Source organism: Methylobacillus caricis, from assembly GCF_020532705.1.
In the GTDB taxonomy this organism is placed as follows: domain Bacteria; phylum Pseudomonadota; class Gammaproteobacteria; order Burkholderiales; family Methylophilaceae; genus Methylobacillus; species Methylobacillus caricis.
Window position 1 is genome coordinate 640011 of the sequence record NZ_JAJAVD010000001.1, and the last position, 26158, is coordinate 666168.

Sequence of the window (26158 nt, forward strand, 5' to 3'; positions counted from 1 at the left end):
GGGTATCATGAAAAAACAACGTGGTATGACATTTCTAGGTTTAGTATTCACTATTGCTATCGCAGTTTTCCTGGTGGTGATCGCCATGAAGCTTGCGCCATCCTACATTGAATATTTTTCGGTCAAGAAAGCCATCACCAAGATTGCGCATGATCCCTCATTCTCATCCATGAGCAAGGCGGACATGATCTCCTCTTTCCAGAAGAGCGCAACGATAGATGATATCCGTAGCGTGGACAGCAAGGATTTGGTATTCCTGCGTGATGAAAATGGCAAGACCGCGCTTTCTGTTGAATATCAGGTAGTGGTGCCCTTGTTTTCCAATGTCAGTGCCTTGCTGGACTTTGAGGCTTCTACCGACAATGTACGCTAGACAGGTATGAGTCAAAGCAGTCTGGTGCGCCAGCTTGCGCACGACTTCAGGGACAAGGATTTATTAACCCGCGCCCTGACGCATCGCAGTTATGCCAGTGTGAATAACGAGCGCCTTGAGTTTCTGGGCGACGGGGTACTGAATTTCCTGGTAGCGCACCAGTTGTATCAGCGCTTTCCCAAATTGCCGGAAGGCGATTTGAGCCGCTTGCGTGCACAGCTGGTCAAAGAGCAGACACTCAGTGAAATTGCCATCAGCCTTGGTTTGGGTGATTTCCTCAAGTTAGGCGAAGGGGAATTGAAAAGCGGAGGCTGGCGTCGCCCCTCCGTGTTGGCTGATGCCCTGGAAGCCATCATAGGCGCCATCTTTCTTGATGGTGGGTACCCCGCAGCTGAAGCAGTGGTGATACGCCTGTTCCAGCCGTTGCTTGAGAAAATTGATCCCAAGGCCATTGGCAAGGATGCCAAGTCTTTATTGCAGGAATATCTGCAGGGGCGCAAGATAGAGTTGCCCGAGTACGTCGTGCTGGCCACGGAGGGCGAGGCACATTGCCAGACTTTCCTCGTAAGCTGCCACATTCCAAAACTCCAGATTACTACCGAGGGCAAGGGTTCGAGTCGCAGGGCGGCTGAGCAGCAGGCTGCCCAATCGGCATATGAGCAATTGCTCGAAAAAGGTAAAAAATGAATCCATCTCCAGCATTCCGTTGCGGTACCGTCGCCATCGTCGGCAGGCCCAATGTCGGAAAATCCACATTGCTGAACCATATCCTTGGCTTGAAGCTCAGCATTACTTCACGCAAGGCACAGACTACACGCCATCGCCTGCTGGGGATTCATACCACGGAAGATACGCAATTCCTCTTTGTCGATACGCCCGGCTTCCAGCAAAAACACATCAATGCACTTAACCGCAACCTTAACCGTACAGTCACTCAAGTGCTGAGTGAGGTGGATGTGGTGCTGTTCGTCATAGAACCCATGCATCTGGGTGATGCAGACCGCAAAGTGCTAGAGCTGTTGCCAAAAAACCAGCCTGTATTCCTCGTGGTTAATAAAGCGGACCTGATGGGAGACAAGGGTAACCTGTTGCCATTGATCCAGGACTTTGACCTGGAGTTTCCTTTTACCGGCATCATTCCAGTCAGTGCCAAGAAAAACCTGTATCTCGATGAGCTATTGGCTGCTGTGCGGGAGCACCTGCCTGAGCAGGCTGCCATTTATGGCGAAGATGAACTGACAGACCGCAATGAACGCTTTCTGGCTGCCGAGATGCTACGCGAGAAAATCTTCCGCCTGCTGGGGGATGAGGTGCCGTATTCGGTGGCTGTGGAAATCGAGAAGTTCGAACAAGAAGGCAACCTGCGCCGGATTCATGCGGCGATTATCGTCGACAAGGACAGCCAGAAGCCCATGCTGATAGGCAAGGGCGGAGAGAAGCTCAAGCGTATCTCCACCGAGGCCAGGCAGGATATGGAAAAACTGTTTGGCGGCAAGGTCTGGCTGGAAACCTGGGTCAAGGTCAAGGGCGGCTGGGCGGATGATGAGCGGGCCCTAAAAAGCCTGGGTTACTAAGAGGGCTATCTAATGCCAGAGGCAAGTACGGCATTGTCGGGCCTTGCCGTATTAAGTGTACTATCTACGGCCCTCCGCCTTGTCTTCGCTCCTGGCATCAGGTGGCTGGTAAGGATAACAAAGTCTGGCGCAATGTTGCCGGATATTGCCGTGCCAGATGCGCTGCCTGTGACCGGCATTGTCTTCGCATCAATCCGTTATCGCCTGCAGATGTTTGCTGCTGTTTCAATCTTTTGAAATTTCATTATTTACCCTACGCATAACGATCAATATGGCCGTTTCCATCAATCGCCAGGACAATCAGCCGGTATATGTTCTGCATACCTATCCTTTCAAGGAAACCAGCCTGGTGGTGGAGTTGTTCAGCCGCGAGTTCGGGCGGGTAGCGGCCGTTGCCAAAGGGGCCCGGCGTCCACGTTCCGCGATGCGCGGTATGTTGCAGGCCTTCCAGCCCTTGCAGGCAACATGGTCAGGCAAGGCCGAGCTGAAAAACCTGCACAGCATGGAGTGGGGATCTGGTTTGCTGCTACTGCAGGGGGAAGCGCTCATGTGTGGTTTTTACCTGAATGAACTGCTCTTGCGCCTGTTGCCTCGTGAAGATGCACATGATGCCTTGTTCGATTATTACAACCAGACCTTGTGCATCCTGGCGCGTAACGATGTGGCGGCCGGTACCACTTTGCGTCGTTTTGAGCTGAGAATGCTGCAGGAAATGGGATATGCAGTGCCATTGACCAACGATGAGAATGCAAAGCCGGTCATTCAGAACCAGCTTTATCACTACATTGCCGAGCATGGGGCCGTGGCTGCTGATACACATGCGGGCGGGGCAAATGGCGTACAATTATCCGGCAAGACCTTGCTGGATATGGCGCGTGATGATTACACTGATGTGCAGACCCAGCAGCAGAGCAAGCAGCTGATGCGCTTGTTGCTGGCCCATTACCTGGGCGACAAGCCCTTGCACACGCGACAACTACTCATGGATTTGCAGGCATTATGATCAAACTAGGCGTTAATATTGACCACGTGGCTACCTTGCGTCAGGCCCGTGGCACGAAATATCCGAGCATTGTGCAGGCTGCCTTGCGTGCCGAGGAAGCCGGGGCAGACAGTATTACCATCCATTTGCGCGAGGACAGGCGCCATATCCAGGATGAAGATGTGTATGCCTTGCGCTCGCTGCTGCAAACCAAGATGAACCTGGAAATGGCGGTGACCGATGAAATGGTGGCGATCGCCCTGAAGGTAAAGCCACAGGACGTGTGCCTGGTCCCGGAAAAGCGGGAAGAGCGCACAACCGAAGGCGGCCTGGATGTTGTGGGCAACCTGGGCACGATCAAGGCAGCATGCCAGACCCTGGTACAAGCCGGTATTCGCGTTTCCCTGTTCATAGGACCTGATCTGCAGCAGGTTGAGGCGGCCAAGGCCGCTGGCGCGCCAGTCATTGAGATTCATACGGGCGCCTTTGCTGATGCAGAAAGTGCAGAAGATAAAGCGGCTGAACTGCAGCGTATACAAGTGGCGGTGGATCATGGATTGGCACTTGGATTGGTAGTCAACGCCGGGCATGGCCTCAATATCCACAACGTACATGAAATTGCACAGATCCCTGGTATTGAGGAGTTGAATATTGGCCATGCCATCGTGGCGCATGCATTGTTTGTCGGCTGGGAATTTGCAGTGCGCGAAATGAAGGCCCTCATGTCAGAGGCTGCTAGCTAGATTGTTGTTTTCATGATTTATGGCATAGGGACGGACATTGTTGAGGTTGTGCGCATAGAGCAGTCGCTGGCCAAATTTGGCGAGGCCTTTGCGCAACGCATCCTCAATGTCTCTGAATGGCAGGAGTACGAGCAATCGAGGGTCAAAGCCCGTTTCCTGGCCAAGCGGTTTGCAGCAAAGGAAGCCTTTGCCAAGGCCTTGGGTACTGGCATACGCGGGCCGGCCACTTTTGAGAATATCGGCATCAGCCATGATGAGTTGGGCAAACCCATCCTCGTCCTGGCTGCTGAGCTGCAGGCCTTGCTGGATGCACAAGGGATTGTTGGCCAGCATCTTTCCATCAGCGATGAAAAAGCCCTGGCAGCCGCCTTCGTGGTGCTGGAAAAGGCTTAACTGTGCGTTACGTAGTTGTTTTATCGTGGCTGCTGATGTCTTTCAGTGTGCAGGCAGAAAACTGGGATCTGCTGGGCGAAAGCCAGGTCGGCAAGCATTATATCGACCGTGGCAGCATCAAGTGGGGCGAAGGCAAGCGCACCTTCAGTGTGTTGACCAATGTGGAACAGGCTGATGGCAGCAGCTGGATCACTACCATGGGACTGGACTGTACCCAGCATACTTTTCATTACCTGAATGGCTATCGCCGCCAGAATGGTCAGCAGACATTCAAGTTCAGTCAGCCGCGTAAGCCAGAAACAATTTCCCCGCAATCATTGCCTGATCAATTGCAACAAGCCTATTGCAAAGCCGATGCGGTCACTAAACCGCCTATAGCGCCACCGGCACCGGCTGCAAATCCGCCTCAATGGGAAGTGGTGGGTAACAGCAATACCGGAGAGGTGGCATTTGACCGTGCCTCGCTCAGGCAGGATGGAGTTACACAAGTGTTTACGGTCAATACCAGGGTCAAGCCGTTCAACAAGCAGGAGCAAACCATGAGTAGTTTGTCTCTGGACTGCGCCGCCGGGCGCTTTATTCTGTTGAAAGCAGAGCGAGTGCAGGAGGGGAAGGCGGAAGTGCTGTTTGACAAACCGCAGCCTGCGGCACCCTTCAGCAAATCTGCCACGGCAAGCCAACTGGCAAAAACCATATGCACCCCGGCCAAACGCCCGGCGCGCAACCCGTTCCAGGAGGATGAGTGCGGACATATCCTGAAAGAGCTGCAGGCACTGGAAAGCCGTGTGCAGGCGGATGTGGATGGCAATGCGCTTTACTGCGATACCATGCAGAAATATCTGGAACACCTTGCCGAAATCGGGCAAGTAGTGGAGCAGAACCATTGCTCGATTACCCGCCTTGACCAATATGAGCGCGAGATTCGCGCTACCAGCTGTCGTCAGCCTGATGATGAATGAAGCCATGGATATTGATGTGATGCGTCGTTTTGGCGGTGTGCGGCGGCTGTACGGAGAGCAGGGGCTGCAACGGTTCCAGGCTGCGCATGTCTGTGTGGTAGGCGTAGGCGGCGTGGGCTCCTGGGCAGTGGAGGCACTGGCACGAAATGCGATAGGCCGCTTGACCCTGATAGACCTCGACAATATTGCCGAGTCCAATGTAAACCGTCAGTTACATGCGGTGGAAGGCGAGTTCGGCAAAGCCAAGGTGACTGCCATGGCAGAACGCATACGCCTGATCAATCCGCTGGCGCAGGTACAGGAAATAGAGGACTTTGTTTCGGAGGATAATGTGGGCACCATGCTCAACCGCGGTTATGACGTCGTGCTGGATGCAATTGATGATGCCAGGGCCAAGGTGGCGATGGCTGCCTGGTGCCGCCGGTACAAAGTACCGCTGATAATGGCTGGGGGTGCGGGCGGGCGTTTTGATCCCACACGCATCCGTGTCGCTGACCTTGCTGAGGTGCATGGTGATCGCTTGCTGGCCAAAGTGCGCAACAGCCTGCGTCGCGATCATGGCTTTCCCAAAGCGCCGCAGTCGCAGAAAAAACCTGCCAAATTCGGTATTCAATGTGTTTATTCCGATGAGCCAGTCCAGTTGCCTGACGCTAGTTGCGAAGTAGGCAATGATCATGCTGTGACCGGCCTCAATTGCGCAGGTTATGGATCGTCGGTGGCAGTCACAGCCCCCTGTGGCATGGCCGCCGCCGCCGTGGTGCTTAAGCTCCTGGGATCTATGGCTGGCTGAGTTCTTTGCTGCTATGAACGGTTGATGGTGCCTTCGTATTCGGGAAAATAACGGGAAATCACTGCCAGATCAAAGCTGCGCAAAATGCTCGTGTTGGATTCCCGTGCCAGCAGGAAGTCGAAAGAGCGATTGACCAGTTCTTCCGTACTGAATTTGCCTTGGGTGAGCTTGGCTGCATAATCAGGTGCTACGGTGACGCAGTGGGTGGTAGGTGAGTGCGCCTGGATTGCAACTTCGAAATGCTGATCATCCAGTCTGTTGATCGTGATAGTTGCCATCGCAATCTCCGCTGCAGTCATGAAGGGCATAGTGTAACTTGAATATGCCTATTGAAAAAGCGACTTGGCAATAATTCGATAAATCCTGAAAAATCAGCCACCTGCCAGTGCTGGCTTGGTGGCTGTCCCCTTGTAACCGCTCTACTGGATGGATTAGAAATCGTAACGCAGGCTGGCTCCAATCGTGCGCGGCTGGCCAGCCGAACCAACATAAAGATTGCTGCCTGCATTGGTGACACCAAGGAAATAGCGCTTATCCAGCAAGTTCCTGGCCCATAGAGAAAGGTCCCAGCGGTGTTTTCCGCTGGTCATGCGCAGGCCGGTACTGAAATTGAGGATGCCGTATCCGGCAATCTTTGAATATTCGGAATTATTGACGTCACCATAGCTTTCAGAGCGCCAGCTATATTGCACCGAACCATAATGTTCCAGGTTGTCAGCCACATTCCAGCGCAGGTCTGCATTGCTGCTCAAGGTCCAGCGGGAAGCGCCGTTGACTTGGTTGCCAGCGATACTGCGGGTGCCTTTCCCATAACCGCTGTTGACGGTGCCGCCTGGGCCGTCAAATTCCTCGGCAGGGGTGGGCGCTGTGCCACGATCAAAAGTGGCGTCGGTATAGGCCCCGTTCAAGCCTAGGCTAAGGTGCTTATTCACTAGCGCGCGCAGGTCGAATTCCACGCCCTTGCTTGTCAGGTCGCCGACATTGGTCAGGAGGCCGGTATAAGTGCCATTGATGGAGGCCCCAGTGGCTGCCTGGTAATCAGTGACCTTGGTCAGGAACAGGCTGGCATTGGCGATAACGCGCTGATCAAGCCAACTGGACTTGACACCAAGCTCCAGGTTCCTGGCTTTTTCCGGGTCTATGTTCAAGGCATCAGTACCCAGCACCGCACCAGGCGAGGCTACGCCATTGATATTGTAGCCACCGGATTTCTCGCTGGCTGAGTAGGTGGCGTAGCCAAGCACATGATCATTCAGCCAATAGCTTGCAGTCAGCAGGCTGGAAAGGCTCTCATCTTTCTGGTGCTGTACGCCGGTGTCATAGGCATCGAGGAGGGGATGTGGCGCAGGACCGGGAGTGATGCGATTTTGCACTACCCTGGCTTCTTTCTTTTCAAGGGTGGCGCGCAGGCCTGCTGTAAGATCCAGTTTTTCCGTCAGGTGCCAGGTACCTTGGCCGAAAAGTGCGTAGCTGTTTGTCTTGGCGTAGCCAGACCCGGAAAATGCCGAATTATTGGGATAGATGGTGGTCAGTGCAAACGCATCCGGGCCGGTGACGTACTGCTCATGGTTGGATACGTCCTGGTGGTAGTAATAAGCGCCTGCCACATAGTCGAACACATCGCTCAAAGGCGAAGCAAACCGGATTTCCTGTGAATATTGCTTGTGCCTCACATCGACGCCGCCGTTTACCGCATAAAGGTCCGTGCGGTCCAAGTCGTTGTCCGGCTGGAATTCCCATTGGCGCCAGGCAGTGATTGAGGTGAGGGTGTAGCCGTTCAAGTCCCAGTTGGCTTCGGCAGACAATGCATCTTGTTTGGTGCGTGTTCTTTGTTTGCCATCCACTGAGACTTTGTAGTCCTTGGGGTCGTAATTGCGGTTGCTTGCACCCAGGCTATTGGCATGGCTCAAGCCATCGGTGGCATTGGAGCCTGGCGTGCCAGCAGGCAGATTGACGCTGGGGTTGGGTACAATGAATGGCGGCCCGCCTATGAGCGTAAAGGAGTTGGGTGTCCATGGCCCATAGCTGTAAGGCACAAGGGTGCCTGTGCTGGAGTCCTCCTCGTTGTGCTCGGCAATCAGGCGCAGGTTGAATGCCTCGCTGGGCTTCAGCAGCAATTGCCCGCGTACGCCGGTGCGGTTGATTTCATTGAGGTTCTTGCCGTCGTAGGTATTTTTGACCCAGCCGTCGTCATGAGTTTTGTAAGCCGAAATGCGGACCGCTGCCATATCATTGAGCGGCTGGTTGATCATGGCCTTGAATTGCTCGTAATCGCGTGAGCCGCCAGAAATTTCTACGGAATTTTCCGAACGGAACACGGGTTTCCGTGTGTTGATGTTGAGTACCCCGGCGGTAGTGTTCTTGCCGAACAATGTGCCCTGTGGGCCACGAAGAAGGTCGACTTGTTCTATATCCAGCAAGTCGAAAATGGCGAGGCTGGGCCTGCCAAGGTAGACATTGTCGAGATATATGCCGGCACTGCCTTCAAGCCCTTCATTGGCCGGGTTGTTTCCTATGCCGCGAATCGCAATGCTGGACTGGCGTGGTTGCAGGAACTGGACGGTGAGGCTGGGCAGCAGTTGCGGCAAATCCTGCACCTGGTAGGTTCGCGTGGCTTCGAGCTGTTCACCCTTGACCACTGAGGTCGTTGCCGCAACATCCTGCTCTTTTTCCAAGCGCCGCCTGGCGGTCACAGTGGTACTTTCCAATTGCTGGAGCTCTTCTGCTTTTTGCTGTCGGGATGTTGGAATTTCTTCTGCGTTTGCGATGCTGCATGTGGTAAGAAGCGCTACTATGCCACTCTTGAAACCGATGTACTTCATTATTTCTAGGACTCCCCGATGAAGGGCTCGATTGAGCATATCCCCATCAAAATACAGACTTGAATAACTAAGCTTGATTTAGACATTTTTTTGTTTATTTTACATGGCATTAAAAAGCGATGTAAGGCGGATGCGGTTTTAAGGCTTGAAATCGATACAGCCCATCCCAATATGCGCAACATTGTTCCAACCAGTACATGGGAGTTTTAAAATGTCCACAGAGACCCTGCAGAAAGAAACGCTAGGCTTCCAGGCCGAAGTCAAGCAGTTGTTGCAGCTGATGATTCATTCGCTCTACAGCAATAAGGAAATCGTGCTGCGCGAGCTGATCTCCAATGCCAGTGATGCATCCGACAAGCTGCGCTTCGAGGCCCTGGCTGACAATAGCCTGTATGAAAACGACAGCGAGCTCAAGATACGCGTCAGCTTCGACAAGGATGCGCGTACAGTGACCATTACCGATAACGGCATCGGCATGAGCCGCGAAGAAGTGATCAGCAATATCGGCACCATTGCCAAGTCCGGCACCAAGGAGTTCTTCCAATCGCTGACCGGCGACCAGGCCAAGGATGCAAACCTGATTGGCCAGTTCGGCGTAGGGTTCTATTCCGCCTTCATCATTGCCGACAAGGTGACGCTGACCACGCGGCGCGCGGGCAGCAGCGAAGCGGTGCGGTGGGAATCGGCAGGCGAGGGTGACTATACGCTGGAAGCCGTCGAAAAAGCCGGCCGCGGCACCGAAATCGTGTTGCACCTGCGTGAGGGCGAGGATGAGTTCCTGAGCGACTGGAAGCTTAAGTCCATCATCCGCAAGTATTCCGACCATATCACCTTGCCTATCGTTATGAAAAAGTCTGATTGGCAGGATGGCGAGCAGGTGCCGACTGATGAAGACGAAACCGTGAACAAGGCTTCCGCCTTGTGGGCGCGGGCCAAGAACGAGATTTCCGAGGATGAGTACCAGGAGTTCTACAAACATGTTTCCCATGACTTTGAGAACCCGCTGGTCTGGAGCCATAACCGCGTTGAAGGCCGCCAGGAATACATTTCCCTGCTCTATATCCCGGCCAAGGCCCCGTTTGACCTCTATGACCGTGAGCGTCAGCATGGAATCAAGCTGTATGTTAAGCGTGTGTTCATCATGGATGACGCCGAGCAGCTGATGCCGCAATACCTGCGCTTTGTGCGCGGCGTGATAGACAGTGCGAATCTGCCATTGAATGTATCGCGCGAAATTTTGCAACATTCCAAGGATATAGATGCCATCAAGGCAGGCTCCGTGAAGAAGGTACTGGGCCTCTTGGAGGACCTGGCTGAAAACCAGCCTGAAGAATATGCAAAATTCTGGTCAGAGTTTGGCCGCGTATTGAAAGAGGGGCCGGGAGAGGATTTTGCCAACCGCGAGAAAATCGCTGGTTTGCTGCGCTTTGCGAGCACCCATGCCGATACTGATGCGCAGGTGGCTTCCTTCAAGGATTACATCAGCCGTATGAAGGAAGGTCAGGAGGCTATCTACTATATTACCGCCGATAGTTTTGCCGCCGCCCAGCATAGTCCTCATCTGGAAATATTCCGCAAGAAGGGTATAGAAGTCTTGCTGTTATCCGATCGCGTGGACGAATGGTTGCTGGGCAGCCTCACCGAGTTCGAAGGTAAGAAACTGCAGTCCGTGGCCAAGGGCGATCTTGATCTTGGCAAGTTGGAAGACGAGGCTGAGAAGGAACAGAAGAAGAAGACCGAGGACGAATACAAGTCACTGGTGGAAAAGATCCAGGCTACCTTGGGTGAAAGTGTCAAGGAGGTGCGTGTGACACATCGCCTGACAGATTCCCCGGCCTGCCTGGTGGCAGGGGCGCATGATCTTTCCGGCAACCTGGAGCGCCTGCTCAAGGCAGCCGGCCAGAAAACGCCGGAAAGCAAGCCTGTGCTGGAAATCAACCCGCAACATGCGATTGTGCAGCGCCTGGCTGGCGTGCAGGACGATGGCAAGTTTTCCGACTGGGCGCATTTGCTGTTCGATCAGGCCTTGTTGGCCGAGGGCGGACAGCTGCAGGACCCTGCTGCATTCGTGCGCAGGGTAAATGCCTTGCTCGCGCAGTAAGGATTTTATCAGCAGTCAAACCGGGATTGATCAGCACTTGGTTAATCCCGGTTTTTTATTGTATAATCCGCGGCTTCGCATTGTAGTCAATGTGTAATTGACTGATGCGGGGTCTGAGTAGTTTGCAGGTATGCCATGCATTGCATGCATGGTGATAGCGCCAAGCTATCCATCCTGAAGCCATGGCGAATGCCGTGGATAGAGTATGCAGGATGCAGGAAAATTTATCAGGTCAGCCTGATCAAACCAATTAAAGGAGTTTTAAAGTATGTCTAGATTTACCGGCCCACGTCTTAAAGTAATGCGCGCACTTGGTATTGATCTGCCTGGCTTGTCACGCAAGAGCATTGAAGCCCGTCCTACCCCTCCGGGTCAGCACGGTGCCAAGGCTACTCGCCGCAAGAAGTCCGATTTCGGTGTCAAGCTGCAAGAAAAGCAAAAATTGCGTTTCAACTACGGCCTGTCCGAAAAGCAACTGCGCCGCCTAGTGGTTGATGCGCGTAAGGGCAAGTCCCCTACTGGCGAAACATTGCTGCAACTGCTGGAACGCCGTCTTGATAACGTGGTATTCCGTGCAGGTTTCGCACCGACCATTGCTGCAGCCCGTCAGTTGGTTTCACACCGTCACGTTTTGCTCAACGGCAAGTCCGTAAACATTCCATCCATCCGCTTGCGCGTAGGTGATGAGATCTCCCTGAAGTCCAGCAGTACCAAGCTGCCTATTGTGATTGAAACATTGGCCAGCATGCCTTTGATTCGTCCAGAATGGTTGTCCTGGGCTGAGCAAGCCCAGCAAGCCAAGGTTGCTCACTTGCCAGCAGCGGAAGATGTACCATTCCCTGTAGATGTTCAACAGGTTGTTGAGTACTACGCTAACCGTCTGTAATGGTTGCTTTGGCTTTCTTGTAGAGTCCAGAATGAAAAAGGCCGCAATTGCGGCCTTTTCTTTTTGTTAGAATTGCCAAAGATTAGCTGCTAGAATGATTGTTATTCTTGACTGAATATATGAGAATGGTTATCATTTTTCGCTCCTTGCAATGGAAGGCTGATTGATGCCTTTCATGCGCCAACATCAGTTGCATCCAGGATGCAGATGACTTAAGAGCGGCCGAGATAACGATGAAGACAGTGAATAATTGTAGGCGTGTAGTGCTTGCTGGAAGTGATGGATGCAAAGTGTCGTACTGTGAAGAATGCAATGTGGCTGAAATTGAAGTGGGGGCCTTGAGCCTCAGGCTTGAAGCGCATGCATTCAATTCCCTGGCGGAAATGATGCAGGAGGCTGTTGCCAGGCTTGCTGTCTACAGTGCCGCAAAATCTCAGAGTCAATTCACTACAAGCGTCAAAAATGTCCATTGATGCACAATCAGCGCGCCTTTCAAGAGAACAACATGTTGAGGGGCAATTGAGTCATTACCCAATCCGTAGCTTGGTACCAAAACGCGCTTCCCGATCACAGGATGAAAGTCAATTCTCAGGCAAGACGCTGGTCCTCACTATATTGGCCCACGCGGTTGTGTTTGCTTCACTGGTGGTAATTTCTACCAGGGAACCACATCGTGAGGAGTCGGCACCGCCCATCATGGTCAGCTTGGTGCAAAGCCCTGAGCCCATCCCGGAGGTGGCAATCACGGAACCTGAGCCACAGCCTGTACCAAAGCCGCCCGAGCCCAAGCCGAAACCTAAGCCCAAGCCAAAAGTGGTGGACAAGCCTGTACCGATAGAAGCGCCAGAGCCGGTAGAGCAGGCTCAGGAAGTGACCAAGGAGGTGAGTGAGCCCGCTCCTGTAGAGAAACAGGCACCATCGCAAGCACCGGTAAAAGATACGCCAGTGGTAGCGGAGAGAGTGGAGCCCGTCAAGAAGCCCGAGCCAAAAGATGAGCCCATTCCTGAAATTTCGATTTCAGGGGTTTCTTACTCTCATCAGGAGCTGCCAGTCTATCCTGCCATGTCAAGAAGGCTGGGTGAGCAGGGTGTGGTGATGCTACGCATGCTGATTTCGGAGACAGGTGTGCCTGAGTCTATCCAGATTGAGACCAGCAGTGGTTCCGAGCGGCTGGACAAGGCAGCACTGGAGGCTGCAAAGAAATCCCGGTTTAACCCTTACAAGCGCAATAACAAACCGATGAAGGTGTCGGTGATTGCACCAGTGAGATTCACAATCTCCGATTAAGCAGTTCAACCAAGTCGTCATATTTTAAATATAGGATCAATGCAATATGGAAAGCGCATACGAATTTAATAGCTTGGACTTTATCCTGGCCGGGGGCCCGGTTTCCGTGCTGGTGGCTGTTATTCTGGTGTTTATGTCGGTAGCCAGCTGGTACTTGATGGTAGTCAAGTTTTACCAGGCTTTGACTATTCGCAGTGCAAGCCGCGAATACAACAACAACTTCTGGCAGGCGCCATCTTTGGATTCAGCCCTGCGTCACAACAGCGGGGAAACACCCGTATCAAGAGTGGCCAACCAGGCTGTTGAGGCTGCAGATCACCACCAGAACCATGTTGCGAAAAACATTGAAGACGCTTGCAATAAGGATGAATTCATTGCACGTGCAATGCGTCGTCAGATTGCCAAGGAAAGCGAACAGATGGACTATGGCCTGACCATGCTGGCTTCGGTCGGCAGTGTGGCGCCATTTGTCGGCTTGTTCGGTACCGTATGGGGCATCTACCATGCGCTTGCCAGTATCAGCCAGAGCGGCCAGGCAACGCTGGATAAGGTGGCGGGCCCAGTGGGCGAGGCATTGATCATGACGGCTTTGGGCCTTGCGGTTGCTATTCCTGCCGTACTTGCCTATAACGCACTGGTACGCCGTAACCGGGTGATCCTGGGAGAAGTGGAAGGTTTTGCCAATGATTTACATATTCTTCTGACGACTGGCGCTCCGCTGAATGCTGGTAATACGCCGCCCAGCGCCGCGCAGATCAGGTCTGCAACCAAGTTGAAAGAGGTTTCAGCATGATTGCGGGCGGCGGTATTGGCGGGGGAGAAAGCCATTCAAGGCCGATGTCCGAAATCAACACTACGCCTTTGGTTGACGTGATGTTGGTGTTGCTGGTGATCTTTATTATTACCGCACCATTGCTGACCCACGCGGTCAAGATCGATTTGCCGCAGGCTACCAGCCAGCCTTCCCCGGACAAGCCGGAGATTATCGATGTGGCGATTGATACTGCAGGCACCATGTACTGGAATGACCAGCCCGTGACGCTGGAGGAAATCAATGCCAAGCTGCATGAAGTGGCTGACAAGGAACCTCAGCCTGAGCTGCATATCCGCGCAGACAAGGAAACTCGTTACCAGGTGCTGGCTGAACTGATGGCTTATGCACAAAATGCGGGCGTGCAGAAGCTGGGTTTCGTGAGCGATCCAACACCAAAATAAATCGGTTTCGAGCTGAATCAAAAAAGGGATAAGGCAGCTTATCCCTTTTTTTATGCCCATTTTCCAGATTATTTTCAACTTTTATGTTTCGCTGTAGTCTTGTAATGAGTTAGCCCGGTTTCTCAAGGTAGTGGCCTGATTTTTGCTGGCTTATAATGCATTGAGCCTCGTATAAATTTCATCTTTGCCGTTCAACATTGGTTTGCTACTGAACTGAGAACATGGGTAGCATGTTTGTAAACGCACACGGAAAGACGCCATATGACATCTGCAAAAGACACCAAGAAGCCAAGAGCCGCGACCACACCTGTGATTACTACCGAGAAAACACCGGTTGCGCAAGCACTGCAAAACCATCTGATTTTTTCCGCCTTCAAAACCAGCGAGGCTTCAACACCAAGGGATTGGTTCGTCGCTACTGGCCATACCGTACGCGATCATATGGTGGAACGCTGGGTAAAAACTGCAGAAGCCTATGCCGAGCAGGATCCAAAGCGCGTTTATTACCTCTCCCTGGAATTCCTGATTGGACGCATGCTGCAGAATGCTGCACTCAATCTGGGCATCAATGATGAAGTCAAGGATGGTTTAACGGCACTTGGGCACAAGCTGGAGGATGTTGTTGAGCTCGAGACCGATGCAGCGCTGGGCAATGGCGGCCTGGGGCGCCTGGCGGCATGTTTCCTCGATTCAATGGCCAGCATGGATATTCCGGGCACTGGTTATGGCATACGTTATGAATATGGCATGTTCCGCCAATCCATCAGCCAGGGCCAACAGGTGGAAAACCCGGATAACTGGTTGCGTTATGGCAACCTCTGGGAGTTCCAGCGCCCTGAAAGTCAATATCCCATCAAGTTCTATGGCCGCGTGGTGGAATTTCCCACACCGAAAGGCACTGAATACCACTGGGTGGATGCCGAGAGCGTTCTTGCCATTGCCCACGATATGCCGATTCCCGGCTATGACACTGAGACCGTGAACACGCTACGTCTATGGTCGGCCAAGGCGGCGAGGGAGTTTGACCTTGCCCATTTCAATGATGGCAATTACGAAAAAGCGGTAGAAGAACGAAATGCCTATGAAAACATTTCCAAGGTACTCTATCCCAATGATACTTCAGTCCTGGGGCGTGAGCTGCGGCTGAAACAGCAGTATTTCTTTGTCTCGGCTTCCATTCAGGATATCCTGCGCCGTTTTCTCGCCAAGCATGATGACTGGAATGCATTGCCGGACAAGGTCGCCATTCAGCTTAACGATACCCACCCTGCGATTGCCGTGGCGGAGCTGATGTACCAACTGGTGGATGTGCATCATTTATCCTGGAATCAGGCTTGGAAAATCACAGGCAAGGTATTTGCCTACACCAACCACACCCTGATGCCTGAAGCCCTTGAAACCTGGCCTGTCGAGATGGTTGACAAGCTGTTGCCGCGTCATCTGGGAATTATTTACCGCATCAACTATGAATTCCTGCAGTTCGTAAACCATCACTTCCCGGGTGATACAGAGTTATTGACCCGTGTTTCCATTATTGATGAAACCCAGGGGCGCCGGGTACGCATGGCCCATCTGGCAGTGATTGGCAGCCATACGGTGAATGGCGTGGCCGCATTGCACAGCGAGCTGCTGAGAACCACACTGTTTGCGGATTTCAACCGCATCTTCCCCGGCAAGTTCATCAATATCACAAATGGCATTACCCCGCGTCGCTGGTTGAATCAGTGCAACCCCGGCCTGACCAGCCTGATCGACAAAGTGATAGGCAGCGATTTCCAGCATGATCTGAGCCAATTGCGCAAGCTGGAGCCTTTGGCCGGGGATGCCGATTTCCGCAAGACATTCCGCCAGATCAAACGTGCCAATAAAGAACGCCTGGCAAAAAAGATTGAGAAGTTGACCGGAGTCAGGCTGAACCCGGATAGCCTGTTCGATGTGCAAATCAAGCGGATTCATGAATACAAGCGCCAGTTGCTCAATGTTCTGCATATCATCACGCTTTATAACCGTATTCGTAATGGCCAGGCCAACGATGTCACGCCTCGTGCGGTGATCTTTGGAGGCAAGGCAGCCCCAGGCTACTGGTTCGCTAAGCTGATTATCCGCCTGATTAACGATGTGGCCGCCATCGTCAACGAAGACCCTGCGATTGGAGACAAGCTCAAGGTAGTGTTTTATCCCAATTATGAAGTATCTGCCGCCGAGCTCCTGTTCCCTGGCAGCGACCTTTCCGAGCAGATATCCACAGCGGGTACTGAAGCATCTGGCACCGGCAATATGAAAATGGCGCTTAACGGTGCCTTGACAATAGGAACTCTGGATGGCGCCAATGTGGAAATCCGTGAGGAGGTGGGCGAGGACAATATATTCATCTTTGGCCTGACCACAGAACAGGTGGCCGAGATGAAAGCCAACAATTACAACCCCTGGGATTACTATCACGGCAATCCGGAGTTGAAACAGGCGCTCGACATGATTGTTGGCGGCTTTTTCAGTGTGGATGAGCCGGATCGCTATCAGGCTGTTTCGGATGCCCTGTTGGCCAATGGGGATCATTACCTGCTGCTGGCCGATTACGCCAGTTATGTTGAAACCCAGGAGGCGGTAGGCAAACTGTATCGGGATCAGGAGGAGTGGAGCCGTAAGGCGATTCTGAATGTGGCCCGCGTGGGCAAGTTCTCCAGTGATCGAACCATAGGCGAATATGCTGACAAAATCTGGCATGTAAAGCGGGTGAAACATTAACTCGAGATAATGCGCATGAGGGATTGAACGCAGGTAGACTATGGTTTTTCAGAACACTGCAGGAGATATCATGCGTTATCTAATCACCGCCCTGGGTTTTGCTTTGTTTGCTACCCAGGCTACTGCGCTTGGTTTGAGTGATCTCAGCAATGCTGACACCAGCAAGGGCTTGAAAGAGGCACTTGTTCAGGCGGCCGATAAGGCAGTGAGTCAGCTGGGTTCAGTGGATGGATTTCTGAAGAATCCTCAAGTCAAGATCCCATTGCCGGAATCCCTGCAAAAAGCCGAGAAAGCAATGCGCATGTTCGGCATGGGCAAACAGGCGGATGAATTGGTGCTGAAGATGAACCGTGCTGCCGAGGCGGCGGTACCTGAGGCCAAAACCCTGCTGGTGAATTCGGTCAAGCAGATGAGCGTGCAGGATGCCAAGGATATTCTTACTGGCGGGGAAGATGCCGCCACCCAGTATTTTCGTAAAACTACTTCGGGTCCCATGGCGGATAAATTTCTCCCGATTGTGAAAAAGGCGACGGAAAACGTCGATTTGGCCCAGCAATACAACAAGTTTGCAGAAACGGGCAGCAAATACGGGTTGGTGAAAAAAGACCAAGCCAATCTTGAGCGGTATGTGACCCAGAAAACCCTGGACGGGGTTTACCTCATGATGGCCGAGGAAGAAAAGGCCATACGCAAAGACCCGATGGGTCAGGCAAGCAGTTTGCTGAAAAAGGTATTTGGCGCAGTCAAATAGCTGGCATCTAAATCGTCATATTGCCGGGCCACTTTGATATTTGCAGCATATGCAGAGAACTAAACATCTTAAAATGTTCTAACTTTGCATTGAGTTTCAAGGTGTGTCATGCAAGCAAAAACTATTTACATCATCCATGGGTACCAAGCCTCACCGCAAAGTCACTGGTTCCCTTGGTTGAAGCAGGCGCTGGAGCAGGAGGGGGCCACGGTCCATGTGCCGGAGTTGCCCGGCCCCAATTCGCCCAAGGTACAAGGCTGGCTTGAGCATTTGCAGGTCAATATTCAGCAGCATGACAAACATACTTTTTTTGTTGGGCATAGCCTGGGTTGCATCACCTTATTGCAGCACCTGATGAGCCAAACAACGCCGATAGGCGGCATGGTGCTGGTGTCAGGCTTTGCTGAGCACTTGAGTTTTTTACCCGAGGTGGACCCTTTTACTGCAAGCCCTCTGGATTTTGAGCATCTCATCAAGTTAAGCAGACACAGGGTAGTCGTCGCGGCCAAGGATGACAATATCGTGCCTTACCCTTACTCACTTCGGTTGAGTGACAGGCTTGGGGCTGAGTGGGAGTTGTTTGAGGAAGGTGGGCATTTCATGGAGCAGGATGGTTTCACCGAATTTCCTGCCATTTATGACGTGTTGATGAGAATCATGTCTGAACCAGCGTAATGGTTAGCGAAAAGGAGCAATTGTGAAACCTTCACAAAGCGTGATCCCGGCAATACGTGTGGCCTCTTACCTCTTGAGTAAGCCTTATTATGAAAAACTGGGTTTCAGCGAACTCTGGACCCATCAGTTCGAGCCGGGTTTTCCTATTTTTGCGGCAATTACACGTGGCGATATGCAAGTGTTTTTGACGGAACATACCGGTGATTGTGCCTTTGGCTCCTTGGTGCATTTTTACGTGCCGGATGTGGATGCTGTCTATCATGAGTTCCTGGAACAGGGACTGCATGTAATGGAGCCGCCGGGCAATGATCTGGGTCCCACAGTGCGTAATATGCTGATGGTGGATCCTGATGGCAACCGCCTCAGTTTTATTACGGTGTCGTCATAAGAAGCTGGCCGGACTGGTCAGAGTTGAAAGGAAATATTAGATGGCCGCCGTATGGCTGACTGTATTGAGAAATGTGCCATGGGCTGAAGTGATCCGTAAAGCCCCCGCTATTGCTGAAGGCGCGCGCCGTCTGTGGGAGGCAGTAGCTCACAAGCCGCAGGCAGGGCAGTTTCCGGTTGACAAAGAAGTGCCATATACCGAACTGGAAACGCCTGATGCCAAGGATGCACGCATAGAAGCGCTGGAAAACAAGGTGGCAGACTTGCATATGCAGATGCTGAATTCTTCTGAGTTGCTTAAAACCCTTGCCGACCAGAACGAACAATTGGTGGCACGTATTGAGGCTAATCGCTTGCGCATTTCCAGGTTGGCGCGGGTGGTAGTGGTGCTGACTCTTGCCATGCTGCTTGGCCTGCTCTGGCTGTACAAGTCCTGATGTATAGTTAATTGGTGATTTGGCTTATTGGTCAGACTAAGTGAAATGCTTTAGTGCTGAGGACTAGCATATAGATATTCAGAACATTTCCCGGCGCTTATCCAATTGCAGCTTCAATAGTATGAGGATATTGCAGGCGCCGAGAAAGTATTCCATACAGATGAGCAGGAGGCCGAGGATAAGGATGGGGCAGCCCAATGACGCCTGTTTCATTATTCTCCGGCTCAAGCGATTTGTACGCTGGTAATGCGGTTCCTACCGCCCTGCTTGGATTGATAAAGCGCGGCATCCGCCTGTTGTAACAGGGAGTGTAGTGATTGCGGTAACTGGTCGGTTTTGGTGACGGCCAGTCCTATGCTGAGAGTTGGGGCGATATCGGCAGTCTTGATTTTCCAGGTGGGTTGCGTAAAGGCTTTTTGCAGGCGCTCAGCCACCTCCCGGCCTTCTTTCTCGCCACTGCCTGGCAATAGAATCACGAATTCATCGCCGCCTTGCCTGGCAAAAAGGTCGGATCCGCGTAAATGGCTGCGCACCATATCTGAAAACATACGCAGCAGTTCATCCCCATGTGCATGTCCCAGTTTGTCGTTAACCTGCTTGAAGTGGTCAATATCCACCAGCAGCAAAGCGGTGGATGACTTGTCCGATTGGCCCTGGATTGCATTTTCCATGGCAGCGCTGAGGCCTGCACGGTTCAATGCCGATGTAAGCGGGTCGCGCAAGGCGCGGCCTATCCAGTTCCGGTTGATGCGCTCCATGATCATCAGCAGCATGGACATGTTCCATAATGGGGTCACGATTGCTGCCAGCAGGATCATCCACATATTGACCCCGCCTGGTGAAAATACTGATTCACCTCCCATGTGATCAGTGAGGGCGGCCAGCATGCGCAATCCAAATACCAGTGCTGTAAAGATGAATATGCCGGTCACCAGATAGGCCGAGCTGATATCTTCTTCCCGTGCAATCGTCCGGGTGGTATGTGCCACCAGGGCGCAGTAAAAACCGCAAATAGCCGCACTGATGGCAGCACGTTCAGAGTAGAACTGGCTGGAGTCCTGCATGACCAGGAAAAACGCTGTAGTCACTGCGAGTAGCAGCAAATGCGGCTGCCAAGCCACTTTGCGGTGATACAGGCGGTGAACAGTCACCATCAACAGAAAATAGCCGCTGATGGTCAGCATGTTGGCAACAACAATGCTGAAGATGTCAGGGATTTGGTCGCGGAACGTCAGCAACAATACCCCTGATCCAGCAAACAGGTTACTTATGCCCCAGTATTTCAGCCAGCGGTCAAAGCGACCGGTAGCGGCCAACCCCCATAGCACCATGCCAGTTGTGCTCACCAGCAGGCCTGTAATGAAGAATATGGTTTTTACATCAAGTTGCATATGAACATTGCTGTATAAAAGGGCCTGTTAGAAGTGTGGGGATTATAGCCAAAACTTTGAAGGCCGCCTTTTAGATTGACGATTTTTTTATTCATTTAAGTGTAATCTGCGAAAATGATTGTCAATTGGTTATAAATTGGCTGCAATTGGTTGTTAATTGGTTGTATATAGCCAATTCAACAATAATGGATTAAAAAAATATTTGCGAATCATCATGTTAAATAATGGCATTGATATTGCTCAGTTTTAACAACACCCGGCTTCAGGTCAAGACTCATGCCAGATGAAATCATTACCCGGTACGGCAACATCCAGTTGCTTTATCAAGAGCATCATTCATGGTTGCGTGGCTGGATATCCAGGAAACTAGGCTGTCCCACCGGGGCTGCCGACCTTACGCAGGATACTTTCCTTAATCTTCTGCTAAAAGCCGATATGCCCGCCATGCGTGAGCCCAGGGCTTATCTTGCCCATATTGCCCATGGGCTGATGGTAGACCATATCCGTCGCCGTGATATTGAAAGGGCTTACCTTGATGCCTTGGCACATTTTACCCCTGCCGAGGTGGCATCACCAGAAACCCGTGCCATGATGCTGGAAATTCTCATCAGGCTTGATGTGCTCTTGGATGGATTGCCCCCCAAAGTACGCACAGCATTTTTGCTGTTGCAACTGGAGGGCTTGAGTTATGGCGAGATCGCCGGCAGGCTGGGCGTTTCCACCCGTACAGTCGGCAACTATGTGGCAAAAGCCATGTTGCAATGCATGATGCTATTGCAAGATTAAACCAATATGACGGATCAGCAGAGACCAACCCAAGCCATGGTGCAAGCCAGCGCTTGGTATGCCAGGCTAGCCTCTGGCGAGGCCAGCCAAAGCGAGATTACCAATTGGAAGGACTGGGCAGCCGCTGATCCTCAAAACCTTCAAGCCTGGCAAACACTGGAAAAAGTGACGCAGCAGTTTAGCCAGGTACCTCGCGAGATTGGCCTGGCAACCCTGCAATTGCCGCCATCTGCGGACCGGCGCCGGATTATCAAACACCTCGCACTGTTTCTCAGTGCAAGCTCCGTTGGTTTGTATGCCTATAAAGAGCAGCCCTGGCGTGAAATGCTGGCGGATTACAGTACAGCAGTGGGTCAGCGGCGCGAGATACAACTTGCTGATGGAGGGCGTTTGTACCTCAATACTGATTCGGCGGTAAACATCCATTTTTCAGCAACTGCACGCACTGTCGAGCTGATCAGGGGAGAAGTGTTTATCGAAACTGGTCATGAGACCCTGCCGGTTTACCGCCCGTTTCAGGTGAAAAGTCGCCATGGTACGGCCACTGCGTTGGGTACCAGATTCAGCGTCAGGGATTTATCCAGCCTGTCCAAAGTCAGCGTGTTTGAGGGTGCAGTGGAAGTGCAGCCCAAAAACCATGACAAGCGCTCCATTGTCTTGCAGGCAGGGGAGTCCATGGAATTCAGCGCCGCGTCCCTTTCTGCCAAAAGCAAGGTCAAGGCAACAGAAATGTCCTGGGTCAACGGTATTTTGGTGGTCTACGCAATGCGTCTTGACGAGTTTGTGAATGAAGCCTCTCGCTACAAAACAGGCGTCCTGCGCTGCGATCCTGCAGTAGGGGGCTTGCTTATCTCGGGCTCTTTCCCTTTGCAGGATATGGAAGCGATACTGCAAACCCTTGAAGCGACCCTGCCTGTGCGCATAGACCGGTTTACCCGCTACTGGGTCAATATCAAGCCTGCCTGAGAATTTTTGGCAATCCTCTTCTGATCTCAATGCCTCCTGCATAAAAAATTTTCAAGGAAACTTTCCGGATTTTCATTTTCGTTCGGCATAGCAGCAGAACAAGATTGATTAATGAATCAGGGGGAGTTAATGAAGAGCATCAGGGAAGATCAACCGCTGAATTCCAGAAAGTATTGTGAAGCGGGCTCACAGCACTTTCTGAAAGCATGGGCACATCTATGCGCGCTGACATTGTTGGGGGCTGTCACCAGTAGCATAGCAGCAGAGCCCTTGCTGAAAACCATTCCCCCAAAATCTTACAATCTTCCTGCGGGTGACCTGAGTGAAACTTTGCCAGCCTATGCTGCTGAATCTGGTGTCCTGCTTGGCTTTGACCCCATCATGACCCAAGACAAGCGCAGCCCGGCCTTGCGCGGACAATTTGGCGTGTCTGATGGTTTTGCCATCATTCTCAAAGACAGCGGCCTTGAAGTGGTACAAGATGGAGATGGACGTTATCAGCTTAGGCGCGCCACCATGCTTGAAGGTGAAAAACTTCCTGGCGAAAAATCCTCAATAGACTTCAAGGTGGATGCCATCGAAGTGCGCTCCAAGCGCTTCTACGAAATCGGCCCTTTGCCTGGTCTTGGCCTTACTAAAGAGCAAATCCCCGGCAATGTCCAAAGCCTGACTGCCAAGGATATCAAGGAAGCCCATGCCTTGAGCTTGACCGATCTCATGAACTCTAAACTCCAGTCAGTTAACGTCAACGACTATCAGGGCAACCCCTTCCAGATGGATGTGCAATACCGCGGCTTCACCGCAGGTCCCCAGATTGGCACTCCTCAAGGTTTATCCGTATTTCTTGATGGCATCCGCGTCAATGAGCCCTTCGGTGATGTCGTGAACTGGGACATGCTGCCAATGAATGCTCTGGCCAGCTTTGATGTCTTCCCCGGTTCCAATCCTATCTTTGGTTTAGGGACCCTAGGTGGTGCCCTCTCCATGAAAACCAAGGATGGTTTCAGTAATCCAGGTGTTGATGCTGAAGTACTCACCGGCTCCTTCGGTCGACGGCAGTTGCAAGCCTCTGGCGGCTGGAACAATGGCACTGTGGGTGCCTTTGGCGCTGCTAATATCTTTCTAGAGGATGGCTGGCGCGAGAACTCCCCGAGCCGGGTCAATCAAGTATTTGGCAAGGGCAGCTACCGGGGAGACAAGCTGGACCTTAACCTGAGCACCCTGGTGGTATGGAATGACCTCGTGGGCAACGGCCTTCTCCCGAGCGAAATGTACAAGCAGGATAGGAACGGCGTCTTTACTTCACCGGATACCACTGATAACCGTCTATTGCAATTCCAGCTCTCGGGCAGTTACTTCGTCAATGACAACTTCACTATTACGGCACAAGCGTATCGCAGGAACAGCAAACGTAAGCAGCAAGGGGCAGATGTCTATACGGAATGGGACAATTCTTTGGTTAAGCGCAACCTGAATCCCGGAGAACAATATACCTGCATATTTAATAGTACGAATGCATACGGATTGCCTGATTATGCCGTAGTCGAAGTACCCAACGGTATTCAAAATGTGGGGGCATTGTTTGCACAAGATCCTAGTCACCCTTTGGTTCAGTTCTTTTTATCTCCTTCGGTTGATGCGGCTTTTGCAAGTTTGCCAGCAAGCTCAATTAATCAGGACTTACCTGATTATTTTGTTGAATATGCTCAGGAAATGATGAAATACAACCAAAACTGGAACCAAAATAATCTTTTTACTCCTAGTACCGAACAAGGAAGCAATCTTCCCCCACCCCAGCCCACAGCGGATTACTCTGTAGAAGGCCCGCAGTACAGTTACCCAACAGTCGTAACACTCTCCAACCTAAAAAGTGCAACATTGCCTGGACTTCTTGCTACGTCAAGCTTATTAAATTTCTATTACTACACACCAGACGGTGAGGGAAATGATCCTATTGCTGGTGACGACATTGGAGTGAAGCATGTTCTGTTGATTCGTCCTCCTGCCAACGCCGCATCCTGTCAAGGTGATGCTAATAGTGATGACTTAACCATTCCCGGTCCTGCAGGTACTCCAATGACAGTGGATGGTGCCGCTTATGGCGGCACAGGCACAGGTTATGTCGAAGGCACCCCAACCGCGGTGCTCACTGATACCACAATCGACCAGGAAACCGATGGCGCCTCCATCCAGTTCAACTGGAATTTTGAAAAACACAAGTTCATGGTCGGCGCCTCAGTGGATATTCCATCCGCCACCTATAAGAGTAGCCAGATGTTTGGCATGTTAGATGCTGAACGAGATGCTTATCTCGCCCCTAATGAAATCCGTGATCAATACTATGCAGCCAGTGGAGATGTCAGCAATAATAATTTCAAGGGCCACCAGATTACCAAGAGCATTTATGCCAGTGAAACCTGGAGTCCTATCGAAACTCTGCATATTACGGGGGCCCTGCGGTATAACGAAACTCGTGGCAAGAATAAGATTGCATCGCGTACTTATGGCACTTATGTGTGGGATTTAGCACAACTAGAGGCATTCCCTGACTATTACAATGTATGCTTGGGGACTTGGCCAAATTGTGCCAATAATCCGACCACCGGCTATACCATTCCAGATGCATCCAATCTCTTGAATGCGGCTGAAACAGAAAAATTCAAATACTACTCACTCAATCCTTCCCTTGGTGCTTCTTGGCAAGTCAAACCTGACCTCAATATATATGGCAATGTAAGTCAAGGCACTCGTGTACCGTCTGTCGTGGAGTTGGGTTGTGCATTCGACAAAACACCCACGCCAATTAGCATGAATCCTGATGGGTCTCTGGTATACGCGCCACGAAGCTTGGCAGAAAACCGTGCCTGCTCCCTACCCACTACACTGTCTGGCGACCCTTATCTACCTCAAATTAAGGCAACTTCCTGGGATTTTGGTATGCGAGGCAGATTTAACGATAATGTTGAGTGGAATCTCGGGGTCTACCGGACCGATCTCAGGGATGACATCTATATGATCGGCTACCCTGGCAATCGCAACTTTTTCGACACTATCGGCAATACACGCCGCCAAGGGCTAGAAGCTGGGATTACTGCTGCATTCGAGAAATGGCGTTTAAGGCTCAACTATGCCCTGACAGAAGCCACCTTCCAAGATTCTTTCCTTATGCCAGCCAATGATAACAGTAGCTCAGCGGAAGAGTTCTATGGCAATCACGACTATAGCCGCCGCATCCACGTCAAGCCGGGTAACCGCATGCCCGGCGTTCCTTTGCATAATATCAATGCCACTTTGAGTTATCAGGTCACTCCGAAATGGCAAGTCGGCCTGACTGCCGTCGCACATTCATTTGCTTTTGTACGTGGCAATGAAAATAACAAGCACCAAGCTGGTGAAGTTATTTATGACACGATTGAAGATGCCATTACAGGACAACCAATTACCGTAGCCCGACAAACCACGAACAATCCGGGCACTACCCCTGGCTATATGGTGTTCAACTTGCAAACCAGCTATCGGATCAATTCCGAATGGACGCTGGGGCTCCGTCTCAACAATATATTTGACAAGGAATATTTCACGGCAGGCCGATTGGGTAGGAACCCATTTTCTCCCTCAATCTATGGGGCTATAGGGGCAAGTGGTTATAACTTTAATTCGAATGATTGGCTAATGACTAACTTCCTAGCACCAGGCGCGCCCAGGGCTGCATGGATTAGCTTGAGTTATGAGTTTGATCCAAGAAAATAGCAACTTTTGAATTTTGATACTAAGCAGCATGGACATTGCGAGAAAAGCTATTCTGATAGCCAGGCATTGGTTCAAGATGGTGTTTGATCATCAAAGTTGGCTCATCATCCTCCCTGGATTATTTTTCCTGCTGCTGGCATTTGAA

General features: G+C 51.8%; 26 protein-coding genes. 23 read left to right on the top strand and 3 right to left on the bottom strand.

Annotation, left to right across the window (positions count from 1 at the left end):
* Nucleotides 1-7 precede the first annotated feature (7 nt).
* Genes LG200_RS03070 through LG200_RS03110 form a run of 9 tightly spaced genes read left to right on the top strand, consistent with a single transcriptional unit; the run spans nt 8 to nt 5814 of the window.
* On the top strand, nt 8-373 hold the full coding sequence (locus LG200_RS03070) for a DUF4845 domain-containing protein (RefSeq protein WP_226756128.1): 366 nt from the start codon (nt 8-10) through the stop codon (nt 371-373).
* A 6-nt stretch (nt 374-379) separates the two neighbouring features.
* Nucleotides 380-1060 (top strand): ribonuclease III, encoded by a 681-nt coding sequence (rnc, locus tag LG200_RS03075; RefSeq protein ID WP_226756129.1) that lies wholly within the window; start codon nt 380-382, stop codon nt 1058-1060.
* Nucleotides 1057-1947, top strand: a complete 891-nt coding sequence (gene era / locus LG200_RS03080; RefSeq protein ID WP_226756130.1) for a GTPase Era — start codon at nt 1057-1059, stop codon at nt 1945-1947. Before rnc ends, era begins: the two co-directional genes overlap by 4 nt.
* 12 nt (nt 1948-1959) lie before the next feature.
* The gene (locus tag LG200_RS03085; protein ID WP_226756131.1) at nt 1960-2184 is read left to right on the top strand and encodes a hypothetical protein; all 225 of its coding nucleotides are present in this window, start codon (nt 1960-1962) and stop codon (nt 2182-2184) included.
* A gap of 34 nt (nt 2185-2218) precedes the next feature.
* Nucleotides 2219-2950, top strand: a complete 732-nt coding sequence (recO, locus tag LG200_RS03090; protein ID WP_226756132.1) for a DNA repair protein RecO — start codon at nt 2219-2221, stop codon at nt 2948-2950.
* Entirely contained in the window at nt 2947-3672 is a 726-nt protein-coding gene (pdxJ, locus tag LG200_RS03095; RefSeq protein ID WP_226756133.1) for a pyridoxine 5'-phosphate synthase, read from the top strand. Before recO ends, pdxJ begins: the two co-directional genes overlap by 4 nt.
* A 12-nt stretch (nt 3673-3684) precedes the next feature.
* Nucleotides 3685-4065 carry a holo-ACP synthase gene (gene acpS, locus LG200_RS03100; protein ID WP_226756134.1) on the top strand — a complete coding sequence of 127 codons (381 nt, stop codon included), beginning with the start codon at nt 3685-3687 and terminating at the stop codon, nt 4063-4065.
* Nucleotides 4066-4067: 2 nt separating this feature from the next.
* Nucleotides 4068-5024: a surface-adhesin E family protein gene (locus LG200_RS03105; RefSeq protein ID WP_226756135.1), complete on the top strand. Its 957-nt coding sequence runs from the start codon at nt 4068-4070 to the stop codon at nt 5022-5024.
* Nucleotides 5017-5814: a tRNA threonylcarbamoyladenosine dehydratase gene (locus tag LG200_RS03110; RefSeq protein WP_226757287.1), complete on the top strand. Its 798-nt coding sequence runs from the start codon at nt 5017-5019 to the stop codon at nt 5812-5814. Before LG200_RS03105 ends, LG200_RS03110 begins: the two co-directional genes overlap by 8 nt.
* 11 nt (nt 5815-5825) lie before the next feature.
* On the opposite strand, the gene LG200_RS03115 is transcribed toward LG200_RS03110, so the two are convergent.
* Complete coding sequence (locus LG200_RS03115) at nt 5826-6092, bottom strand: hypothetical protein (RefSeq protein WP_226756136.1); 267 nt, start codon at nt 6090-6092, stop codon at nt 5826-5828.
* A gap of 153 nt (nt 6093-6245) precedes the next feature.
* A complete protein-coding gene (locus LG200_RS03120) occupies nt 6246-8636 on the bottom strand; it encodes a TonB-dependent receptor (protein ID WP_226756137.1) in 2391 nt (796 codons plus the stop codon).
* Nucleotides 8637-8847: 211 nt separating this feature from the next.
* Here LG200_RS03120 and htpG point away from each other — a divergent pair, with 211 nt between their 5' ends.
* From htpG to LG200_RS03175, 11 genes are all read left to right on the top strand, one after another.
* On the top strand, nt 8848-10737 hold the full coding sequence (gene htpG / locus LG200_RS03125) for a molecular chaperone HtpG (RefSeq protein ID WP_226756138.1): 1890 nt from the start codon (nt 8848-8850) through the stop codon (nt 10735-10737).
* Between the two features lie 268 nt (nt 10738-11005).
* A complete protein-coding gene (rpsD, locus tag LG200_RS03130; RefSeq protein WP_226756139.1) occupies nt 11006-11623 on the top strand; it encodes a 30S ribosomal protein S4 in 618 nt (205 codons plus the stop codon).
* A gap of 314 nt (nt 11624-11937) precedes the next feature.
* Nucleotides 11938-12096, top strand: a complete 159-nt coding sequence (locus tag LG200_RS03135) for a hypothetical protein (RefSeq protein WP_226756140.1) — start codon at nt 11938-11940, stop codon at nt 12094-12096.
* Nucleotides 12086-12910, top strand: coding sequence for an energy transducer TonB (locus LG200_RS03140; RefSeq protein ID WP_226756141.1), 825 nt, complete (start codon nt 12086-12088; stop codon nt 12908-12910). Before LG200_RS03135 ends, LG200_RS03140 begins: the two co-directional genes overlap by 11 nt.
* A gap of 46 nt (nt 12911-12956) precedes the next feature.
* Nucleotides 12957-13703, top strand: coding sequence for a MotA/TolQ/ExbB proton channel family protein (locus LG200_RS03145; RefSeq protein WP_226756142.1), 747 nt, complete (start codon nt 12957-12959; stop codon nt 13701-13703).
* A complete protein-coding gene (locus LG200_RS03150) occupies nt 13700-14125 on the top strand; it encodes an ExbD/TolR family protein (RefSeq protein ID WP_226756143.1) in 426 nt (141 codons plus the stop codon). The genes LG200_RS03145 and LG200_RS03150 overlap by 4 nt, the downstream gene beginning before the upstream one ends.
* A gap of 261 nt (nt 14126-14386) precedes the next feature.
* Nucleotides 14387-16870 (top strand): glycogen/starch/alpha-glucan phosphorylase, encoded by a 2484-nt coding sequence (locus LG200_RS03155; RefSeq protein ID WP_226756144.1) that lies wholly within the window; start codon nt 14387-14389, stop codon nt 16868-16870.
* A 70-nt stretch (nt 16871-16940) separates the two neighbouring features.
* Nucleotides 16941-17621 carry a DUF4197 domain-containing protein gene (locus tag LG200_RS03160; protein WP_226756145.1) on the top strand — a complete coding sequence of 227 codons (681 nt, stop codon included), beginning with the start codon at nt 16941-16943 and terminating at the stop codon, nt 17619-17621.
* 108 nt (nt 17622-17729) lie between these two features.
* Nucleotides 17730-18296, top strand: coding sequence for an RBBP9/YdeN family alpha/beta hydrolase (locus LG200_RS03165; protein WP_226756146.1), 567 nt, complete (start codon nt 17730-17732; stop codon nt 18294-18296).
* A gap of 22 nt (nt 18297-18318) precedes the next feature.
* Nucleotides 18319-18684 (top strand): glyoxalase superfamily protein, encoded by a 366-nt coding sequence (locus tag LG200_RS03170; protein ID WP_226756147.1) that lies wholly within the window; start codon nt 18319-18321, stop codon nt 18682-18684.
* Between the two features lie 40 nt (nt 18685-18724).
* Nucleotides 18725-19120, top strand: a complete 396-nt coding sequence (locus LG200_RS03175; protein ID WP_226756148.1) for a hypothetical protein — start codon at nt 18725-18727, stop codon at nt 19118-19120.
* A 224-nt stretch (nt 19121-19344) separates the two neighbouring features.
* Here the strand turns inward: LG200_RS03175 and LG200_RS03180 are convergent, their stop codons facing one another.
* Complete coding sequence (locus LG200_RS03180) at nt 19345-20511, bottom strand: GGDEF domain-containing protein (RefSeq protein ID WP_226756149.1); 1167 nt, start codon at nt 20509-20511, stop codon at nt 19345-19347.
* A gap of 276 nt (nt 20512-20787) precedes the next feature.
* Here LG200_RS03180 and LG200_RS03185 point away from each other — a divergent pair, with 276 nt between their 5' ends.
* The 3 genes from LG200_RS03185 (at nt 20788) to LG200_RS03195 (ending at nt 26013) form a co-directional block, all read left to right on the top strand.
* A complete protein-coding gene (locus LG200_RS03185) occupies nt 20788-21297 on the top strand; it encodes a sigma-70 family RNA polymerase sigma factor (protein WP_226756150.1) in 510 nt (169 codons plus the stop codon).
* Between the two features lie 6 nt (nt 21298-21303).
* Complete coding sequence (locus LG200_RS03190) at nt 21304-22263, top strand: FecR domain-containing protein (protein WP_226756151.1); 960 nt, start codon at nt 21304-21306, stop codon at nt 22261-22263.
* A 129-nt stretch (nt 22264-22392) separates the two neighbouring features.
* The gene (locus LG200_RS03195; RefSeq protein WP_226756152.1) at nt 22393-26013 is read left to right on the top strand and encodes a TonB-dependent receptor domain-containing protein; all 3621 of its coding nucleotides are present in this window, start codon (nt 22393-22395) and stop codon (nt 26011-26013) included.
* The last annotated feature ends 145 nt before the right edge of the window (nt 26014-26158 follow it).

Bases quoted from the DNA above. Each gene is read 5' to 3' on its own strand.
- LG200_RS03070 (WP_226756128.1), top strand. From the start codon at position 8: ATGAAAAAACAACGTGGTATGACATTTCTAGGTTTAGTATTCACTATT.
- rnc (WP_226756129.1), top strand. From the start codon at position 380: ATGAGTCAAAGCAGTCTGGTGCGCCAGCTTGCGCACGACTTCAGGGAC.
- era (WP_226756130.1), top strand. From the start codon at position 1,057: ATGAATCCATCTCCAGCATTCCGTTGCGGTACCGTCGCCATCGTCGGC.
- LG200_RS03085 (WP_226756131.1), top strand. From the start codon at position 1,960: ATGCCAGAGGCAAGTACGGCATTGTCGGGCCTTGCCGTATTAAGTGTA.
- recO (WP_226756132.1), top strand. From the start codon at position 2,219: ATGGCCGTTTCCATCAATCGCCAGGACAATCAGCCGGTATATGTTCTG.
- pdxJ (WP_226756133.1), top strand. From the start codon at position 2,947: ATGATCAAACTAGGCGTTAATATTGACCACGTGGCTACCTTGCGTCAG.
- acpS (WP_226756134.1), top strand. From the start codon at position 3,685: ATGATTTATGGCATAGGGACGGACATTGTTGAGGTTGTGCGCATAGAG.
- LG200_RS03110 (WP_226757287.1), top strand. From the start codon at position 5,017: ATGAATGAAGCCATGGATATTGATGTGATGCGTCGTTTTGGCGGTGTG.
- LG200_RS03115 (WP_226756136.1), bottom strand. From the start codon at position 6,092: ATGGCAACTATCACGATCAACAGACTGGATGATCAGCATTTCGAAGTT.
- LG200_RS03120 (WP_226756137.1), bottom strand. From the start codon at position 8,636: ATGAAGTACATCGGTTTCAAGAGTGGCATAGTAGCGCTTCTTACCACA.
- htpG (WP_226756138.1), top strand. From the start codon at position 8,848: ATGTCCACAGAGACCCTGCAGAAAGAAACGCTAGGCTTCCAGGCCGAA.
- rpsD (WP_226756139.1), top strand. From the start codon at position 11,006: ATGTCTAGATTTACCGGCCCACGTCTTAAAGTAATGCGCGCACTTGGT.
- LG200_RS03140 (WP_226756141.1), top strand. From the start codon at position 12,086: ATGTCCATTGATGCACAATCAGCGCGCCTTTCAAGAGAACAACATGTT.
- LG200_RS03145 (WP_226756142.1), top strand. From the start codon at position 12,957: ATGGAAAGCGCATACGAATTTAATAGCTTGGACTTTATCCTGGCCGGG.
- LG200_RS03150 (WP_226756143.1), top strand. From the start codon at position 13,700: ATGATTGCGGGCGGCGGTATTGGCGGGGGAGAAAGCCATTCAAGGCCG.
- LG200_RS03155 (WP_226756144.1), top strand. From the start codon at position 14,387: ATGACATCTGCAAAAGACACCAAGAAGCCAAGAGCCGCGACCACACCT.
- LG200_RS03160 (WP_226756145.1), top strand. From the start codon at position 16,941: ATGCGTTATCTAATCACCGCCCTGGGTTTTGCTTTGTTTGCTACCCAG.
- LG200_RS03165 (WP_226756146.1), top strand. From the start codon at position 17,730: ATGCAAGCAAAAACTATTTACATCATCCATGGGTACCAAGCCTCACCG.
- LG200_RS03175 (WP_226756148.1), top strand. From the start codon at position 18,725: ATGGCCGCCGTATGGCTGACTGTATTGAGAAATGTGCCATGGGCTGAA.
- LG200_RS03180 (WP_226756149.1), bottom strand. From the start codon at position 20,511: ATGCAACTTGATGTAAAAACCATATTCTTCATTACAGGCCTGCTGGTG.
- LG200_RS03185 (WP_226756150.1), top strand. From the start codon at position 20,788: ATGCCAGATGAAATCATTACCCGGTACGGCAACATCCAGTTGCTTTAT.
- LG200_RS03190 (WP_226756151.1), top strand. From the start codon at position 21,304: ATGACGGATCAGCAGAGACCAACCCAAGCCATGGTGCAAGCCAGCGCT.
- LG200_RS03195 (WP_226756152.1), top strand. From the start codon at position 22,393: ATGAAGAGCATCAGGGAAGATCAACCGCTGAATTCCAGAAAGTATTGT.